Annotated in this window: 17 protein-coding genes and 1 pseudogene; 6 read left to right on the top strand and 12 right to left on the bottom strand. The window is 73.3% G+C overall.

Going from position 1 to position 17,405, the window contains the following annotated elements; genetic code table 11:
* Nucleotides 1-104: 104 nt before the first annotated feature.
* The 8 genes from ABWI07_RS02880 to ABWI07_RS02845 are packed head-to-tail and all read right to left on the bottom strand — an operon-like array spanning nucleotide 105 to nucleotide 10,455.
* A complete protein-coding gene (locus ABWI07_RS02880) occupies nucleotides 105-1,676 on the bottom strand; it encodes a glycosyltransferase (protein WP_353817520.1) in 1,572 nt (523 codons plus the stop codon).
* Nucleotides 1,669-2,916 (bottom strand): GNAT family N-acetyltransferase, encoded by a 1,248-nt coding sequence (locus ABWI07_RS02875; protein ID WP_353817519.1) that lies wholly within the window; start codon nucleotides 2,914-2,916, stop codon nucleotides 1,669-1,671. The genes ABWI07_RS02880 and ABWI07_RS02875 overlap by 8 nt, the downstream gene beginning before the upstream one ends.
* Nucleotides 2,913-3,635, bottom strand: a complete 723-nt coding sequence (locus ABWI07_RS02870; protein ID WP_149260253.1) for a hypothetical protein — start codon at nucleotides 3,633-3,635, stop codon at nucleotides 2,913-2,915. Before ABWI07_RS02870 ends, ABWI07_RS02875 begins: the two co-directional genes overlap by 4 nt.
* Nucleotides 3,622-4,815, bottom strand: coding sequence for a glycosyltransferase (locus ABWI07_RS02865; protein ID WP_353817518.1), 1,194 nt, complete (start codon nucleotides 4,813-4,815; stop codon nucleotides 3,622-3,624). The genes ABWI07_RS02870 and ABWI07_RS02865 overlap by 14 nt, the downstream gene beginning before the upstream one ends.
* Entirely contained in the window at nucleotides 4,812-5,489 is a 678-nt protein-coding gene (locus tag ABWI07_RS02860) for a polysaccharide deacetylase family protein (protein WP_353817766.1), read from the bottom strand. Before ABWI07_RS02860 ends, ABWI07_RS02865 begins: the two co-directional genes overlap by 4 nt.
* The gene (locus ABWI07_RS02855) at nucleotides 5,461-7,464 is read right to left on the bottom strand and encodes a lipid II flippase MurJ (RefSeq protein ID WP_353817517.1); all 2,004 of its coding nucleotides are present in this window, start codon (nucleotides 7,462-7,464) and stop codon (nucleotides 5,461-5,463) included. Before ABWI07_RS02855 ends, ABWI07_RS02860 begins: the two co-directional genes overlap by 29 nt.
* Nucleotides 7,448-9,040 carry an O-antigen ligase family protein gene (locus ABWI07_RS02850; protein ID WP_353817516.1) on the bottom strand — a complete coding sequence of 531 codons (1,593 nt, stop codon included), beginning with the start codon at nucleotides 9,038-9,040 and terminating at the stop codon, nucleotides 7,448-7,450. The genes ABWI07_RS02855 and ABWI07_RS02850 overlap by 17 nt, the downstream gene beginning before the upstream one ends.
* A complete protein-coding gene (locus ABWI07_RS02845; RefSeq protein ID WP_353817515.1) occupies nucleotides 9,037-10,455 on the bottom strand; it encodes a sugar transferase in 1,419 nt (472 codons plus the stop codon). Before ABWI07_RS02845 ends, ABWI07_RS02850 begins: the two co-directional genes overlap by 4 nt.
* A gap of 396 nt (nucleotides 10,456-10,851) precedes the next feature.
* Between ABWI07_RS02845 and ABWI07_RS02840 the strand changes: the two genes are divergently transcribed.
* Both ABWI07_RS02840 and ABWI07_RS02835 read left to right on the top strand, forming a co-directional pair.
* Nucleotides 10,852-12,072 carry a L,D-transpeptidase gene (locus ABWI07_RS02840; RefSeq protein WP_353817514.1) on the top strand — a complete coding sequence of 407 codons (1,221 nt, stop codon included), beginning with the start codon at nucleotides 10,852-10,854 and terminating at the stop codon, nucleotides 12,070-12,072.
* Between the two features lie 138 nt (nucleotides 12,073-12,210).
* Nucleotides 12,211-13,323: a hypothetical protein gene (locus ABWI07_RS02835; RefSeq protein ID WP_353817513.1), complete on the top strand. Its 1,113-nt coding sequence runs from the start codon at nucleotides 12,211-12,213 to the stop codon at nucleotides 13,321-13,323.
* 290 nt (nucleotides 13,324-13,613) lie between these two features.
* Here the strand turns inward: ABWI07_RS02835 and ABWI07_RS02830 are convergent, their stop codons facing one another.
* Complete coding sequence (locus ABWI07_RS02830) at nucleotides 13,614-14,135, bottom strand: VOC family protein (protein WP_353817512.1); 522 nt, start codon at nucleotides 14,133-14,135, stop codon at nucleotides 13,614-13,616.
* Between the two features lie 57 nt (nucleotides 14,136-14,192).
* On the opposite strand from ABWI07_RS02830, the gene ABWI07_RS02825 reads away from it, so the two are divergent.
* Together ABWI07_RS02825 and ABWI07_RS02820 are read left to right on the top strand one after the other, a co-directional pair.
* The gene (locus ABWI07_RS02825; RefSeq protein WP_353817511.1) at nucleotides 14,193-14,825 is read left to right on the top strand and encodes a TetR/AcrR family transcriptional regulator; all 633 of its coding nucleotides are present in this window, start codon (nucleotides 14,193-14,195) and stop codon (nucleotides 14,823-14,825) included.
* Between the two features lie 45 nt (nucleotides 14,826-14,870).
* On the top strand, nucleotides 14,871-15,113 hold the full coding sequence (locus ABWI07_RS02820; protein WP_353817510.1) for a hypothetical protein: 243 nt from the start codon (nucleotides 14,871-14,873) through the stop codon (nucleotides 15,111-15,113).
* Nucleotides 15,114-15,214: 101 nt separating this feature from the next.
* Here ABWI07_RS02820 and ABWI07_RS02815 read toward each other — a convergent pair whose 3' ends face one another.
* Nucleotides 15,215-15,439, bottom strand: coding sequence for a hypothetical protein (locus tag ABWI07_RS02815; RefSeq protein WP_149260258.1), 225 nt, complete (start codon nucleotides 15,437-15,439; stop codon nucleotides 15,215-15,217).
* Between the two features lie 80 nt (nucleotides 15,440-15,519).
* Entirely contained in the window at nucleotides 15,520-15,960 is a 441-nt protein-coding gene (locus ABWI07_RS02810) for an ATP-binding protein (RefSeq protein ID WP_353817509.1), read from the bottom strand.
* Nucleotides 15,961-16,070: 110 nt separating this feature from the next.
* On the opposite strand from ABWI07_RS02810, the gene ABWI07_RS02805 reads away from it, so the two are divergent.
* Together ABWI07_RS02805 and ABWI07_RS02800 are read left to right on the top strand one after the other, a co-directional pair.
* Nucleotides 16,071-16,880 carry a helix-turn-helix domain-containing protein gene (locus ABWI07_RS02805; protein ID WP_149260260.1) on the top strand — a complete coding sequence of 270 codons (810 nt, stop codon included), beginning with the start codon at nucleotides 16,071-16,073 and terminating at the stop codon, nucleotides 16,878-16,880.
* Nucleotides 16,877-17,062, top strand: coding sequence for a DUF397 domain-containing protein (locus ABWI07_RS02800; RefSeq protein WP_149260261.1), 186 nt, complete (start codon nucleotides 16,877-16,879; stop codon nucleotides 17,060-17,062). Before ABWI07_RS02805 ends, ABWI07_RS02800 begins: the two co-directional genes overlap by 4 nt.
* A 185-nt stretch (nucleotides 17,063-17,247) precedes the next feature.
* Here the strand turns inward: ABWI07_RS02800 and ABWI07_RS02795 are convergent.
* A pseudogene (locus ABWI07_RS02795) lies at nucleotides 17,248-17,405 on the bottom strand (IS256 family transposase); the annotation flags it as partial.

Raw genomic sequence — 17,405 nt, 5'->3', positions numbered from 1 at the left:
ATGCACGACTGGATCATGTCGCACGACGTCGTCTACCAGACGATCACGGACTACTGCCCGCACGGGGTCTGGTCGTGCGGCGGCAACCCGCGCTCCTCCGCCGCCTACCGGGAGCTGTTCGGCGGCGTGACCGCCCCGCCGCCCTCGGGCAACGGGCCGTTCACCCCCACTCCGGCCACCTCCGCCCCAGCCGCCTCGGCCGCTCCGAGTTCGGCACCGTCCGCGCCTCCGGTGCCCTCGCCCGAAGCGCCCCCCATCAAGCCGGCCGTCGAACCCTCCGCCAAACCGTCCGCCAAACCGTCCGCCAAACCGCCGGCCAAGCCGTCCGCCAAGCCGCCGTCCAAGCCTTCGGTCAAGCCGCCCTCCAGGCCGTCCGCCAAGCCGGCGAAGCCGCGCAGACCGCCGTGGAAGGGGCCGCCCGCCACCGCGCGCGCGTCCACCAGGGCCGCGTCCACCAGGGCCTCCGCCGGGGTCTCCCCGAGCCCGGCCACGTCGCGGGTGACGGCCGCGAGGAGGGCCACCGTCCGGCCGATGTCGTAGGCGGCGGACGCGGCGGCCGCCGCGCGCCCCTCCCGCTCGGCGATCCCGGGTGACAGCAGCCGCCCGGCCATCTCTTCGGCGAGCGCGGCGGGGTCGTCCGCGGGCACCAGCGCGCCCAGCCCCGGGCGGACGACCTCGGTGATGCCCGGGATGTCCGACCCGACGAGGGGGCGCCCGGTGGCGATCGCCTCCAGCGCGGTCAGCGGCAGGCCCTCCCACCGGGACGGCAGGACGACGAGGTCGGACGCCGAGAGCCAGTCGCGCGGGTCCTCCACGGCCGGGACGAACCGGACCCCGGCCACGCGCTCGCGGCGCAGCCGCTCCAGGTCCTCGCCGTCCCCGACGATGGCGAGCCGGGCGGCCGGGCAGCGCGCGGTGACGCCGGGCCACGCCGCGACCAGGACGTCCTGCCCCTTCTGCCGGGTCAGCCGCCCGATGCAGACCGCGAGCGGCGCGGCGGGCGGCAGGCCGAGCCGGATGCGGGCGGCGAGGCGGGCGGCGCCGTCGGCGGGCCTGAACCGGCGCCGGTCGACGCCGTTGCGGACGAGCCGGTACGGGCCGCGCACGCCCGCCCGCATCCCCTCGCGCAGCTCGCCGATCCCGACGCAGACCAGGGCGTCGCTCCACCGCGCGCCGAGGCGCTCCCACAGGCGGCTGAGTGCGTCCTGCCGCCCGGTGGCGGCGAGCCACGACCAGCCGTGCGGCTGGAAGATCGTCGGCGTGCCGAGGGGGCGCCGCAGCAGCCGGCCGGCGAGGCCCGCCTTCGAGGAGTGCAGGTGGACGACGTCCGGCGCGAAGCCCTTCACCAGGCGGCGCAGGCTGAGCGCCTCCAGGATCGTGCGGGGTCCCGGGGCGCGCCCGGCGTTCCAGCTGAGCCAGGGCACCCCCGCCGCCATGCACCGCTCGGGCAGGTCGCCGCCCGGCGGGCAGGCGACCGCTACCTCCCAGCCACGCCGGCGCTGGTCGCCCGCCGCCTGCCCGACGTAGACGGCGACCCCGCCCGCGTTCGGCTGGCTGACGTGCAGGATCCGCAGCGGGCCAGTGTCCCGCGGGTCAGTGTCCCGCGGGTCAGTGTCCCGCGGGTCAGTGTCCCGCGGGTCAGTGTCCCGCGGGTCAGTGTCCCGCGGGTCAGTCATGGAGGAGCCAGGGCGAGCCCTCGGCCCGGCCGCGGGTCCCGGCGCGGCCGGAGGCACCGGCGAGGCCGCGCGCTCCCAGCCCCCCGCGCCGCCGCTCCGCCAGGTGCGCGCGCGTCCGGGCGAGGCCGGCGTAGGCGGCGGCCGGGGCGGACCGCCCGAGGATGATCCGCTCGTTCCGGACGGGCGTCGGCCGCCATTTCAGCTTGTACGGTTCGTCCCCGCGCAGGAGGCTGACGCCCTGCCGCCGCCGGTCGCGGGCGAGGGCGAGGTTCTCGCGCAGCATCATCAGGGAGACGTCCACGCAGGACCGCAGGTCCGGGAGCGCCCCGTACAGGTAGGCGCCGACATGGCGATGGCCGATCAGGACGAGGTCGCTGGCGACCAGCCGGCCGTCCCACCGGTACTGCACGACGGCGGCGCGCCCGTCGCGGACCATCCCGGCGGCGGCCTCGGCGAGGTGGCGGCGGAACCGCTCGCGGGTGTGCTCGGGGTTGATCGGGCGGCCCCGCCACTGCCGGGCGTGCAGGTCGAGCAGCGCGTGGACGGCGTCCGGGACCTGGTCCGCGGGGACGTGCTCGGCCGTGATGCCGCGAACGTCGATCTTGCGGAGCTTCGCGCGCATCTTCCCGGCGGTGCGGCCCGGGAGCCCGTCCAGGACGGCGTCGATGCCGCCGCCGACGCCCCCGCCGGCGCTCCCGCCGCCGCCCCCGCCGGTGCCGGCCGTCGACAGTTCGAGGCAGACCGAGGACGGCGTCCGCCACGCCCGGCGCGGCCACTGCGCCGCGACCAGGTGCGCCGCCGAGCCGGGGCGGACCTCCCGCAGGTCGAGCGCGCACCATCCGCGCTCGTCCAGCAGGGCCCGGACGAGGTGCCGGACGGCGCCGTCCGCGTGGACGGGGTCGAGGAGGAAGTCGGTGAAGTCGCTCTGGTCCGCGGCGATCGGGACGAGCACCGGGAACCCGTGCCGGGCATCCGCCGCCAGCGGCGCCGCCGCGACGAGCCGGCCGCGGTGCCGGACCGTGACGAGGCGGAGCCGCCCGCGCGTCCCGTACCAGCCCCACCACGCCTTGATCCACTCGTGGGTCTGGAAGGGCGTCGCGGACGGGCTCCGGTCGTAGAGGTCGCGCAGGTCGTCCGCCAGCGCGACGAGGGCCTGCTCGTGGCGGTGAACCTCGGCCGACCACTCGGTGGAGGCGCTCCAGGACGAGGCGGCGAGCCGGGAGGGTGCGGTCACGGTCACGGTCCCACCTCCACACGGCCGGCGGGGACGGGGTCGGGGAGGGCGGCGGTGGTGGTGGCGCGGCCCTTCTCCCTGCGGCCGGGGCGTCCGCGCCGCCCGCTCATGACGGCGGCGGTGAGCCCGGCGAGCAGGACCCCCGACGCGGTGCCGACGGCGACGCCGAGCGGCAGGTTCGGCGACGACGGTTCGACGGGCGGCTCGGCGAGCGTCATCAGCGCGACGCGGACGCCGGTGTCGGTGCGGTGGGACGTCCCGTACCGGACGAGCGCGTCGGCCGCGGCGTTGGCGAACGCGGCGGCCTCGCGGGCCGTCCCGCCGACGCCCGCGAGCTTGATCAGCGGCGTGTCCGGCGAGGTGGACGCCTGGATGTGCGCGCGGGTGGACCCGCCCGCGTCCGGCAGCGGGAGCGAGGAGTAGGCGAGGGTCTCCGGGAGCGGCGCGAGCCGCCCGAACGCCTGCGCGAAGCTGACCGCGGCCGGGCCGGACTGGCCCTCCCCGTCGTCCACGACCATGACGAACGCCGTCGCGGTGTAGGTCGTGGGCGCGAACACGGCGTAGCCCAGCCCGCCGAGCAACCCGGCGAGCACGAAGGCGACGGGCAGGCCGAAGCGCCGCGCCGCCGCGGCGATCCGCCCGCGCAGCCGCCGCGTGGCCGGGGTGGACCGGCCCGCCCGCCTGGTCGGCCTCGGCGGCCTCCTCCTGGCGTCACGTCGCTGCATCTTGAGCCCTTTCTCGTGTCGGTGCGGCCCCGCGGTCCAACCGCTCGGGGCGGTAGAGCCGGGCGAGCTCGGCGGCCTGCTCGGCGATGGCGTAGCGGGCGACGGCCGGCGGCACCCGCGTACGGTCGCGGGGTGCGCGCAGGACGCGCCCGAGTTCGGCGCTCCAGATCCCGGGGTCGGAGGGGAGGCGGCGGGCGTCGGGGGCGTCGGCGGGCGGGAGGGCGTCGATGGCCGGGCACGCGGTGTAGCGGACGGGCAGCCCGGCGGCCAGCCCCTCCAGGACGCCGAGCCCGAACGTCTCCTGGACGGACGGCGCGGCGAGCACGTCCATGGCGGCGAGGGCGCCCGCGACGTCCGCGGTCGCCCCGGCGAAGACGACGCGCTCGGCGATGCCGAGGTCGCGCGCCGACCGGGCGAGCTCCTCCCGCAGCGGGCCCGCGCCGACCAGCAGCAGCCGGACGCCGTCCGATCCCGCGCCGTCCATCCGAGCGCCGTCCATCCGAGCGCCGTTCAACCTCGCGACGGCCTCGATCAGCAGGTCGAACCGCTTGCCCGGGACGAGCCGCCCGACGCCGCCGACGACGGGCTCGTCCGGGCCGATCCCGAAGCGGCGGCGCACCGCGGCGCGCCGGGCGGGGTCGAACGCGAACGCGGCGGCGTCGACGCCGTTCGGGATCACGACGATCCGGCCGGGCCGCACGCCCCAGGCGCACAGCCGGGCGGCCACGGCGGGCGACACCGCGACGGTCGCGGAGCCCAGCCGCTCGGTCGCCCGGTACAGGGCCCGGACGCCGCGCGTGGTGGCCCGCCCTTCGATGCGGCCGTCGCCGAGCGAGTGCTCGGTGGCGATGATGCGGGGCGTCCCGGCCATGCTCATCCCGGCCAGGCGCGCGGCGATCCTGCCGTAGACGCACGCCCGGTAGAGATGGGTGTGGACGACGTCGTACCGTCCCCGGCGGATCAGCCGGACCAGCCGCGGCAGCGCCCCGAGGTCCCGGTTGCCGCGCATCCCGATCTCGTGGACGGGCACGCCCGAGCGGCGGATCTCCGCTCCGACGGCCCCCGCCCGGGTGAGGGTCGCGACCTCGCAGGACACCGGCAGGTGGCGCAGCAGCATCGCGAGCTGGCGTTCCGCGCCGCCGTACTCCAGCCCGGTGATGACGTGCAGGACCCGGGTCACACGCGGCCCCTCCGCCGCAGCTCGTGGAGGACGAGCTTGGCGCGCAGCCGCAGCGGGCCGTCCTGGTCGCCGACGTAGGTGCGCGGCAGCGCATGCCGTCCCGGCTCCTCGGGCCGGATGTTGCACGCGTAGTCGTACCCGGCGGCGCGCACGGCCTCGACCTCGCGGGCGGTGGCGTGCCCGTACGGGTAGGCGAAGCCGGTGACCGGGGCCTCGACGAGGTCCTCCAGGACGGCGCGGCTCTCCTCCAGCTCCTCGCGCAGCTCGGTGCCGTCCGCTTCGGGAAGCGAGACGTGGTGGCGGCCATGCGAGGCGATCTCCATGCCGACGCCCGCCACGGCACGGATCTGCTCGGCCGTCATGAGCGGCTTGCGCGGACCGTCGTCCCACGCGTTGTAGGTGCCGATCCGCCCGGTCACGACGAACACCGTCGCGCCGAACCCGTACCGCACCAGCGCCGGGACGGCACGGGTCGCGAAGTCGGCGTACCCGTCGTCGAAGGTGAGCCCGACCAGGCCGCGCGACCGGCCGGCGGCGTGCGCCTCCAGCAGCTCGCGCATGGAGACGCCGCGCAGGCCGTGCGCCCGCAGCCACGCCATCTGCCGCCCGAACCGCGCCGGCGACACCGTCACCAGGTGCGGGTCCTCATCGAAGTGGTCGACCGAGTGGTACATCAGCACCGGCGGAGCGTGCCGGACGGTCTGTCCCGTCCGCGCCGGCCTCGGCGGACGCCCCGGCCCGGCCGGACTCGGCGGCTCCGTCAGGCTCGCCGGCCCGGGCAGAACCCCCGGCTCGGGCATGCTCCCCGATTCCGTCAGGCTTCCCGTTTCCGGCAGGCTCTCCGGCTCCGTCAAGCTTCCCGGCCCCGTGAGAGAAGTCGGTTCTGTCGGCTTGCTCACTGCTCTCCCCCGATTCGATGCGACCGCGCCGAAGGCGCGCACCAAGCGCACCAAGCGGCCCTGAAGCGATCCACGCCCCTGAAGCGATCCGCGCCCGTGAACCGATCCGCAGCCCCGAACCGGCCCGCGCCCTCCAACCGATGCGTGCCCTTGAGGCGATGCGTGCCCTTGAGGCGATCCGCGACTGTGAAGCGATCCATGGGGCGACGAGGCCGGGGACCGCCAGGACGGCGAAGGCGGCGAAGGCGGCGGCCACCGCGAGTCCGCCTGCCGCCAGGTCGGCGATCGGCGGCGCGTCCACGGTCGCGGCGGCGAGCAGGCCCGCCGCGCAGGCCGCCGCGGCGGCGAGCGCGAGCCCGGCCACGTCGGCGGCGATCCGGCGCAGCGGGATCGGCGCGACCCCGCGCCGCAGCCCGGCGAGGAGCAGGACGGCGGCGAGGGTGATCCCGGTGGCGTTCGCGGCGGCCAGCGCGAGGGTGCCGGCGGACGCGGCGAACGCGGCGCCGATCGCCGCCGTGACGGCCAGCCCCGCGCCGAGCACGGCCGCCGGGCTCCAGGTCGGCCGCCTGCGCGCGAAGAACGCGCGGGCGGCGAGGCCGACCGCCGTCTGCCCCCACAGGCCGAGCGCGTACACGCGCAGGATGGCCGCGGTGCTCGCGGTGTCCGCGGACGTGAACTCACCGCGCTCGAACAGCACCCGGATGACGGCCGGCGCGAGCGCCACGAGGAACGCGGTCGCGGCCAGCACCATCGCGCTCGCGACGGCCAGGTCCTGGCGGATGCGGCGGGCGACCTGCGCGGTGTCCCCGTCCGCCGACGCGCGGGCGAGCCTCGGGAACGTCACCGTCACGATCAGCAGCGACAGCACCATCGGCACCTGCGCGACCTTCTGCGCGTAGTTGAGGTGCGAGATCGACCCGGCGGCGAGCCCGGCCCCGAGGAAGCGCTCCACGAACACCTGCGACTGCCGCGTCACCGTGTAGACGACGATCGGGGCGATGGCCGCGAGTCCGAGCCGCACGTCCACGCTCCCGGACGGCACCGCGGCCTGTCCCCCGGGCGCCTCCCGCAAACAGCGGACGAACGCCGGGGCCTGCACCGCGACCATCAGGACGCTGCCGCAGGCGACGCCGATCGCCGCGCTGGTGATGCCGACGGCGCCGGACAGGCCCGCGATCAGCGCGAGGATGCCGGTGTTGTAGGCGAGGTAGATGGCGGCGGGCGGCCCGAACCTGTGGTGGGCGCGCAGCGTCGCGCTCATGAAGCCCGCGAGGCCGAACGTCACGACGGTGACCGCGGTCAGCCGGACGCACCGGACGGCGGGCCCCTGCTCGGCCAGCCCGGGCGCGAGGACGTCCACCACGGCGGGCGCCGCGACGGCGAGCGCGCCGGTGACCACCGACAGGCCGAGCACCATGCGGGGCAGCGTCGTGCCGACGAGGGGGCGCAGGCCGTCCCCTCGGGCGAGCAGCCGCGTGACGACCGGGACCATGAGCAGCGCCATGGCGTCCTCGATCAGCAGCGGCGAGACGGTCTCGGGGATCGTCCAGGCGACGAGGAACGCGTCGGTGCTGCCGCTGGCGCCGAACAGATCCGCCATCACGAGGTCGCGCAGGAACCCGAGGCCCGTCCCGGCCGCGATGAGCACCCCCGACACCGCCGCGGCCCGCCCCACGGAACCCGCAGCGGACTGCCCGCCGGCACCAGCGGGCCGCTCGGATCCAGGGCCGCCCTCACCGCGTCCGGTCATGGAGCCTCCCGCCGGAGAGGTCGACCGTTCCGAGCGCGTAGGCCGCGGTGAAGCCGAGGATGACGCCGACGAGGGCGCATGTCGGTCCGCCGAGGTCCGCGTAGAGGAAGTTGACCAGCAGGAAGGCCATGAGCGCGACGCTCGCGAGCCAGAACGGGTCGCGGACGTCGCGGCGCGTCCACAGCCCGGCGACGATCATGGCGAGCAGCACGGCGAACCCGGCGAGCCCCACCACGCCCTGCTCGGACAGGAACAGCAGGTACTCGTTGTGCGGCGACAGGAGCGGCTGCCGGACGTACCCGTTGACGGGGTCGTCGGTCTCGCTGCCGGACGACAGCTCGATCGTGGCGTAGGTGTCGCGGTAGGCCGGGAAGTTCTTCACGCCGACGCCGGTGACCGGGTGGTCCTCCCAGATCCGGACGGCCGCCGCCCACAGGTTGTAGCGGTCGTCCACGGACTGGTCCGGGTCGCTGACCGAGCCGACCGTCGACTTGGCGCGCTCGACGACGGCCTGCGAACCGCCGCCCCCCGCCCCGAGCAGGACGAGCATCAGGGCCCCGCAGCAGGTCAGCACCTTGACGGCCGTCCACCGGTCGAAGAGCACCAGGACCAGGACGGCGGCGGCGCCGAGCGCGATCCACGTCCCGCGGCTGAGCGCGAACGCCAGCGCGGCGGCCAGCACCGCGATCCCGGCGAGCGCGGACGGCACGGCCGCGGGACCGTGCCGGGGCGCCGTCAGCGCGAACGCGGTGAGCACCAGGAACGCGAACCCGACGACGATCGACATGGCCATCACGTCGAGCGCGCCGAACGTGCCGACCGCGCGGATGTTCTGGCCGCCCATCGACGCGCCGTTCCCCGTGAGCGTCTGCCAGATCCCGTACACCGCCTCCACGAGGCCGAGGCCGAGCACCGACCAGCAGACGACGCCGAGGTCGCGCCGGTCGCGGACCAGCACGACCACGGCGAGCGGCACCAGCACGAAGACCTGGAGGTCGCGGACGAACCCGACGAGGCTCGTGCCGATGTCGGCCGAGTGCACGGTGCTGATCCCGAGCGCCGCGATCAGCGGCCCGACCGCCAGCGCCGCCCGGCCGGGCAGGCGCGCCCGGCCCGTGGCCAGCATCCCGGCAGCGACGAGCACGAGCACGGCGCCGGCGACGTCCCCGAGCGTGACCTGCGCGCCGGCGCCGAACGGCTGCGCGCCGGGCGGGATCCCGACGCAGGCCACGGTCGCCGCGATCAGCAGGCTCGGGCGCCTCGGCAGCCGCCTCGCGAGGAGCAGCGCGGCGGCGGGCGGAGCACCGGCGGTCCACACCGCGCCGGCGGTTCGCGGACCGCCTGCCGTCTGCGCACCAACCGCACCCTGTGCAGCCTCCGCGGCCTGTCCGGCACCCGCGCCCCGGCCGGCACCCGCAGCCTGCTCGGCATCCGCGCCCTGCTCGGCACCCGCGGCCTGCTCGACACCCGCCGTCCGCTCGCCACCTACCGCCTGCTCGGCACCCGCGGCCTGCTCGGCACCTGCCGTCCGCTCGCCACCTGCGGTCTGCGCGGCGCCTTCGGTTCGGGCCGTCATGCGGGGTCCCGGAAGAGGACCGTCCGGGCCGTCAGCAACAGGATCCGCAGATCGCCGGTGAACGACCAGTGGTCGATGTAGTGATTGTCGAGCCTCGCCCGCAGCTCGATGGACGTGTCGCCCCGGAACCCGTGGATCTGGGCCCAGCCCGTCATCCCGGCCGGGACGCGGTGCCGCAGCATATAGCCGGGGCAGGTGCGGGAGAACTGCTCCACGAAGTGCGGCCGCTCCGGGCGCGGCCCCACGAGGCTCATCTCGCCGCGGAGGACGTTCCACAGCTGCGGCAGCTCGTCCAGCGACGTGTCGCGCAGGAACCGGCCGACGCGTCCCACCCGCTCGTCGTCCTTGACGGTCCAGCGGGTGTCGGCCTCCTTCTCGTCCGCGGGCTTCAGCGTCCGGAACTTCAGCAGGACGAACTCCTCGCCGCCGAGCCCGATCCGCCGCTGCCGGAACAGCACCCCGGGGCCGCCCTCGATCCGGACGGCGACCGCGCACGCCGCGAGCACCGGCAGCGCGAGCACCAGGGCGAGGGACGCCACGACGACGTCCAGCATCCGCTTGGCGCAGCGGGCGAACGGGGTGCGCAGGCCCCACTCGACCCGCGCGCACGGCAGCCCGGCGAGGTACTCGCGCCGCGCCGGCACCACCGGGACGACGTCCGACGGCGGCTGGACGAGCAGCGTCTCGCACGGCAGGGCGAACGACATGCGCAGAACCGCGTCCAGCCGGTCGGGCGGCACGTCCTCGGCGACGACGACCAGCGTCTCGACGCCGTGCTCCTCGACGAGCGACGGGAGGTCGGTGTCCGCCCCGAGGACGGGCACCGCGCCCGGGGGGTCGCCCGGAGTGTCGTCCGGCTCTCCCGCGGACACCTGCCCCGCCACCGCGAGCCCGAGGTCACCGCGTTCGCGCAGGACGTCGAGCACGTGGGCGGCGGTTCCGCCCGTCCCGACGACCAGGGCCGGACGGGCCCTGGAGCGGCGGCCCCGGTAGCCGCGGACCGCCGAGTTGACGAATCCCCGCGCGCCGAGTTGGACCGTTCCGCACAGGGCCGCCGTCCACAGCCAGGCCGGGCCGTCCGAGCGCAGCAGCGCGGCGATCCCGCAGACGAGCAGCGTGCGGAACAGGAGCGGGGGCGCGTCGGTGAGCAGGGACGGCGCGCGGCGCGCCCGGTACAGCCCGCCCGCGCCGTTGAGCACGACGACCGCCGCGGCGGCCAGGCCCGGCAGGGGGCCGCCCCCGGTGAGGAACACGGCGGCGGCCATCGTCCAGCCGTCCAGCACGGCGAGGCACACCGGGCACAGCCAGGCCGGCAGCCGCGTCCCGCGCGCGGCGACCGGGCGGGCGCCCGCCGAAACGGGTTCCGGAGGGGCCGCGCCGGAGTCGACGGAGAAACTCAGCCCCTGGGCTCTCATCGCGGTCCCCTTCATGGACAAGACACCTTGCGGGGCCGTCGCAGGCGGCCAGTGATCAGCATCGCACCTGGTCAGAGCACAAATCGCCGCTTTTAACCGGGGCCGCCGCAGTCTTGGAGAGAAGATCAACGGGCTGGACGGAGAAGATCGACTCGACCTCCGCTCGGCCCCCGCGGCGGCGATGGCCCGAGAAAGATCATGCGAAGTGGCCACCGGATGCGAACCTTCGCGGGACCATGGACGTCTACAAGTGAGTCGGACGCCGAAACCGGCCGTCCGCGCCCTTCTAGGGGCGGGACGGGAATAAACGGCCGTTCCGGGATCTTGTTGCCGTCCCGCATCGCGCGGGATCCGGCGGGCTGTTGAGGGAGAACGGTGCGAGGTAAGGCGTTGGTCATGGCGCTCGTCCTGGGCCTGGCGACCGCGTGCGGCGGGAGCAGCGGCGGTGGCGGCGAGGGCGGCGGCGGAACGACCACGAAGGGCGACGACGGCGCGCCCCAGGTGACGATCACTCCGGCGGACGGCAGCGGCAAGGCCCGCCCCGACCAGGGCGTGACGGTGACCGCGGCGGGCGGCAAGCTCGGCGACGTCTCCGTGAAGCTGAAGGGGGCCGACGTCCCCGGCGCCCTCTCCGCCGACAAGACCAAGTGGCGCTCCACGTGGACCTTGCAGCCGGGCGCCAGCTACCAGGTCTCGGCGACGGCGACGTCCGACAAGGGCAAGTCCACCACCGCGAAGAGCGTGTTCCGCACGACCCGCGCGACCGCCCTGACCCGCGTCAACAACGTCGTGCCGAGCCAGAACGAGACGGTCGGCACCGGGATGCCGGTCTTCGTCCAGTTCAACAAGGCCGTCCCGGAGAAGGCAAAGCCCGCCATCGAGCGCGCCATCGAGATCTCCTCGACCACTCCCACCGAGGGCGCGTGGCGCTGGCTGAGCGCGGGCGAGTCCTTCAACGGCCTGCCCTCCGTCGTCTTCCGCCCGAAGCACCCGTGGAAGCCGCACCAGACCGTCACGGTCAAGGTCCACTACGCGGGCCTGAAGATCGGCGCCAACGTCTTCGGCGACCGCGACGTCACCCAGACCTTCAAGGTCGGCGACTCCCACGTCATCAACATCAACGCCAAGACGCACCGCCTCGTCGTGAAGAAGAACGGCCGCGTCGTCCGCAACTGGGGCGTCAGCCTCGGCAGCGGCGGCGACGTCCAGCGCGACGGCGTCGACCACCTGCTCACCACCAGCGGCGTCCACCTGACCATGGACCACGTCCGCCTGGAGCGCATGCGCCCGCCCGGCAAGAAGAAGGGCGACCCCGGCTGGTACGACGAGAAGGTTCCGTGGGCGACCCGCATCTCCAACAGCGGCGAGTACATCCACCAGAACATGGACGACCCGTCCTGCCTCGGTAACCGCAACTGCAGCCACGGCTGCGTCCGCTCCCCCGCGAACGACGCGCAGTGGTTCTTCCACTGGTCCTACCGGGGCGACCTCGTCACCATCACCGGCACCAAGCGCAGCCTCCAGTGGACGAACGGCTGGGGCTACTGGCAGCTCCCCTTCTCCCAGTGGGCCAGCGGCAGCGCCCTCGGCAAGCCCATCACCACGACCCAGGCCTGAGCACGTCCCGAGCCTGACCACGTCCCGAACCTGACCACGTCCCGAGCCTGACCACGTCCCGAACCTGACCACGTCCCACGCCCCACCTCCCGCGGCCACTACTCTTCGTGACCAACAGGTCGCGGGGGGGGTGCCCGGGTGGCAGCGAAGATCATCCTTCATATCGGCGTGCAGAAGTCGGGCACGACGTTCCTGCAGCATGTGCTGCAAGCCAACGCCGAGGCGCTCGCCAGCGAGGGCGTCCGCTACCCCGTCAGCCTTGACTGGGCCCGGGGGCGGCGGACGGTCGCCAACCACGAATGGGCGAGCTACGGACTGCTGGGCACGGAGTTCCCCTGGGTGTCGCGGGACCGCGCGTCCGAGGAGACCCTCTCCTGGCAGACCCTGCTGGACGGCGTGCGGTCGACGCCCGGCACGGTGCTGCTGTCGGCCGAGGCGCTCTCCGTCATCCGCAAGCCCGCGATCCACCGCCTCTTGGACGCGCTCGCCGTCGAAGACGTCGAGGTGGTGGTCACGGCCCGAGGCCTGGGCCGGTCGCTGCCCTCCCTCTGGCAACAGCACATCCGCAACGGCCGGACGGTGAGTTTCGGCACCTACCTGGCCGGTCTGGCAGCCCAACGTGAGAAGAGCCGGGACCAAATCGAGACGGACCCGTCCGCGCACCTATGGCGGGCGTTCGGCCTTGGCGGCCTCGCCCGACGCTGGTCGGACGCGGGAGCCGCCCGCGTCCGCGTCGTCACCACCCCCGGCACACCCCCGCGCCTTCTGTGGCAGCGTTTCGCGGAGGCGATCGGCCTCCCCGCCTTCGCCGAGTCCGCCGGCCTGCCCGCCGAGCGGGCCCACACCGGCCTGACCGCACCGGAGACGCAGGTGCTCTCGGCACTCAACGCGGCCATCCGGCAGACCACCTGGAGCGGCCAGAACGCCGACTGGGTTCGGAAGATCATCATCGGCCGCTTCCAGGCCCGCGCCGAACGCGGCGGCAAGGTCGTCACCCCACCCGAATGGCGGACCCGCCTCGCGCAGTGGAGCGAGGAAGACCTCGCCGCCCTCCGGGACTCTCCCGCGCACATCGTCGGTGACCTGGACGAGCTGCGCTACGACCCGTCCTCGGAAACAACACGCCCGCCGACCCCAGAGGAAACCGCCCGGGCCGGCGCGGAAGCAGCGATCGCCCTGGCGGAGGCCGCCCTCCAGGAAACCCTGGTCCAACGCAACATCCGCCGCCTACGCCACCGCCTCACCACGTAGCCGGCGCGCGGTTCCCCGTAGGGGCACACCACTGGTGGGTTCGTGGTCGCCGACCGCCCTACTCCGTTCCGGGCTTGAAGCCGGTGCCCTTGATCGGGCAGGCCACGCCGTCGGCCGGGGTCTCGCACGGGGACGCTGTTGCGGATCGGCCACCAGGGCTCTCCAGCACTGGCGGGGACATTACGGGCGATCACCTGACTTCGCGCTTCGGAGCAAGCCCTGCGCGTCCGGCCGACGGGCAGCGCCACCGCCCGGTTCTCGATCCACATGCGTCCCGGTCATCGTGTTGATCAGGACCCATGGATGCCGGGATCGCCGGCGTTGCGCGCCCGGTGGGTCTGCTCACGCTCGGCTTCGGTGCCGACGGGGTCGTCCACGACCAAGGGCGTACCGTCGGCGGGAATCTGGGTGTGGTGGTCGGTGGTGTAGAAGCGGACCTCGTGCCCGTCGGGGTCCTGCGTGCCGGGCAGGATCCAGCCGATGGTGGCGAAGTGGACCCCGGCGTGCTTCTCGCCGAGCGCGGCGAGCCGAGCGGCCAGGTCCTCGAGCTCGGCCCTGCCCGGCACCCCGATCGCGAAGTAGTCGAAGCCGCTCGCCCGCCGGGCGAGCTCAGGATCGAGGACCAGTCCGAACATCGGCCCGCCGACCGGGTGAGCCATGGTGATCCCGGTCGTCCGGCCGCCCTTGGTGAACTCGATCAACGTCACGTAGCCGAGCCGGGACGCGTACCACGAGCGCGAACGCTCGATGTCACCGACCGGTAGCTTCACGTGGTGCACCCCGTCCAGAGCAGGGGCGTCGTTGGTGTCCATGGAGATCTTCCCCCGGCATTGCAGTGATACTGCATCAATGCAGTTAGACTGCATCCGATGAATGATCCTGTCAAGGGACTCCGCGCCGCCAGGGTGGCCGAGACCGAACAGCGCATCCTCCAAGCCGCGCGGGCACTGTTCGTCCGCGACGGCTACCGCGGGACGACCCTGACCGCGGTCGCGGAACGCGCCAAGGTCGGACACCGGACTGTCTACGTCCGATTCGGCACGAAGGCGGCGCTGCTGCGACACGTCGTCGATGTGGCCGTGGCGGGGGACACCGCGGAACAAGCGGTCGCCGAAAGGGACTGGTACCAGGCGGCCCTCACTGGCCGGACTCTCGCAGACCGGATCGAGGCGCTGGTCGAAGGAACCGCCGCCCTGATGGAACGCGCGGCTGATCTGTTCGAGGCGGTGCTGCAGGCTCAGGCCACGGAGCCCGAACTGGCGGAAGCCTTCCAGGCCGGCCGCGCCGCCACCCGCGAGCTGCTGCACCAGTTCGTCCGAAGCGCCCGCACCGACGGCCTGCTCACCGAGACGGCAGACCCGGCGTGGCAGGAAGAGACGGTGGCCTTGGCAGGGCAAGCGGAAACCTACCTGCTACTGCGACGCACCACGGGATGGACGCACGAGCAATACCGCGCCTGGCTGCACCGCACCCTGGCACAGGTGCTGACCGCGCCTCCATGATGATCCCGAGGCCACTCCGCCCCCAGCGATACGAAGGAACGCACGGTGGACTTCCGGGATAGCAGGGCGGCAACCTCAGCCGGCCGGCAGGTCGACTCCCGCGAGCGCGGCCACGGCACCCTGGACGAGCTGCGCTACGACCCGTCCTCGGAAACAACACGCCCGCCGACCCCAGAGGAAACCGCCCGGGCCGGCGCGGAAGCAGCGATCGCCCTGGCGGAGGCCGCCCTCCAGGAAACCCTGGTCCAACGCAACATCCGCCGCCTACGCCACCGCCTCACCACGTAGCCGCCTCACCACGTAGCCGCCTCACCACGTAGCCGCCTCACCACGTAGCCGCCTCACCACGTAGCCGCCTCACCACGTAGCCGCCTCACCACGTAGCCGCCTCACCACGTGGCCGGAAACAACCGCCCCTTCAGCACCGAGTCGACCCGTTCCCCGGCGGCCTTGGCGTCCCCGCACGGAAAGAGAACCCGCCCCCGCCGGACGTCCTGGTAGACCCACGTTCCACCAACGACCCGCGCCCGCACGACCACGCCCACGTCTTCGGCGACCCCACTGGCGTACACCCAGAGCAGCGGCGTAGGGAACTCGCGCCCGTACAACTTCACGCACCGCCACCCCCGCACCCCGACCGCGAGCGCAAGCAGATCCAGATACCGGACGGCTTTCCGCCGCCCCCGCCACCGCCTCAGCACGGGACCCTCGCCCACACCCACTTGCCGGTCTCGCCCTCGGCCACCCCGCACGCCGCCGCCAGCGCCTGGACGAGCGGCAACCCCCACCCGCCCGTCCCGTCGTCGTACCCGTCCTCCAGCGCCCGAGCGTCCGCCCCGAAATCCTCAGGCCCCATCACCGGCCGCGTCACTGGCCGCTCCGCAGACGAGTCCCAGACGGCCACCAGAACGCCCCCCGCCTCACGCGCGCACCTGACCCGGATCTCCCGCTCCCCCGCAGCCCGCACGGCGTTGGTGACAAGCTCCGCGACGATCAACAGAACGCTGTCAGCGACCCCCTCCAAGCCCCATTCCACAAGCCGCATCCCGACCACCGTCCGCACCATCCCCGGCACCGTCCGATCAGCCAGACAAGAAATGTCCACCTCGCCCGCATCCACGGCTTCTACCGCCATTTCCGCCACCCTCCTTCCGCGATATTCCGAGGACAACGGTGCGATCGCCAAGTTATTTTGGCCACACTTTCAATTACACCGAATACAAAAGATCTTCAGGAGCGCCCGAGATGGAGAGCCACGACGCGCTCGACCCACGGTCGTCCCTTTGGGACCTCGTAGCCGTTCAGCTGCGACTTCTTCGCCTGAACCACGGCTGGACATGCCAGCAGGTGGGAGACGTGGCGAACGCCTCCCGGTCACATGTTTCAAATTGGGAGGCCGGCCGCAGACGTCCCAACCAAGCCAACCTCGCGCCGCTGGACGAGGCATGGGACACGGCAGGCCTCCTCACCTCCCTCGCCGAACATGCCAAGGACGGCCACGACCGCCCACGCGTAGGCGCCTTCTTGGAGTATGAGCGCGCCGCTACGTCCATCAAGGCCTACACGTCCGACGTCGTATTCGGTCTGCTCCAGAGCGAGGGCTATGCTCGCGCACTGTTCCAGAGGGGCGGCGTGGTGGAGGACGTCGAAAGAGCCGTCACTGATCGCTTGGAGCGACAACAACGCCTTTACAAGGCGAACCCGCCTCATCTGTGGGTGGTACTCGCCCAGCCTGTCCTGTGGTGGCAGGTCGGCAGCCCGGACGTGATGGCCGAACAACTCGCCCACCTGCTCCGTATGGCGGAACTCGACCACGTCAGCCTGCGAGTTCTCCCCGTCTCAGCAGGATGGCCAGGTGTGAGCGGTTCGCTCAGCCTCATGGCCACACGAGACGCAGAAGTCGCGTACTTAGAGTCTGGACGCATGGGACGTCTGGTCGATCGCCAGCCGGAAATAAGGGAGTTCGGCGTAAGCTATGACAAGATCGGAGCGCTTGCGCTCCCCGAGGATCAGTCAGCAACGCTGATCAAGCACATGTTGGGGTTGATTCAGTGATCACATGGCGCAAATCCACTCACAGCGATGAGACCGGTGGCCAGTGCGTAGAACTCGCCGCGCTCCCCCACGCGATCGCCATCCGCGACAGCAAAGCCCCAAAGAGCGGCTACCTCGCCCTCACCCCTCACGCGTTCGCCGACCTCCTCGCCCGCGCCAAACAAGACGAACTGCCGCACTGACCCGCGCGCCCGCGGCTCGTGTCAGAGTGAAGCAACTCGCCGCTCGGAGCGTTGCCGCTGTCCGTCGAGGATCCCGTGCCATCAACGCCAAGACACTGGACTCACTGATGAACGTTACGTGGCGCAGGGTCACGTCCAGCGGAGTGGTGTATGAGTTGGCCTCCGCGTGATCCTGTTTCTGCAGGTTAAGCGGTGAGTTCCTGGTTGTCGATCTTGGGGTCGGGTGTGGTTCCGTCGATGACGCGCAGGCGGGCTTTGGCGAGGAATTCCAGGCCCATGTAGCGGCGGGCCTCGGTCCACTCATCGGTCTGCTCCATCAGCACGGCGCCGACGAGGCGGACGA

The organism is Actinomadura sp. NPDC000600 (genome assembly GCF_040492135.1).
Classification (GTDB): domain Bacteria; phylum Actinomycetota; class Actinomycetes; order Streptosporangiales; family Streptosporangiaceae; genus Spirillospora.
The sequence above is the reverse complement of the archived record's forward strand: the minus strand, read 5'-3'. Positions and strand labels throughout refer to the sequence as shown.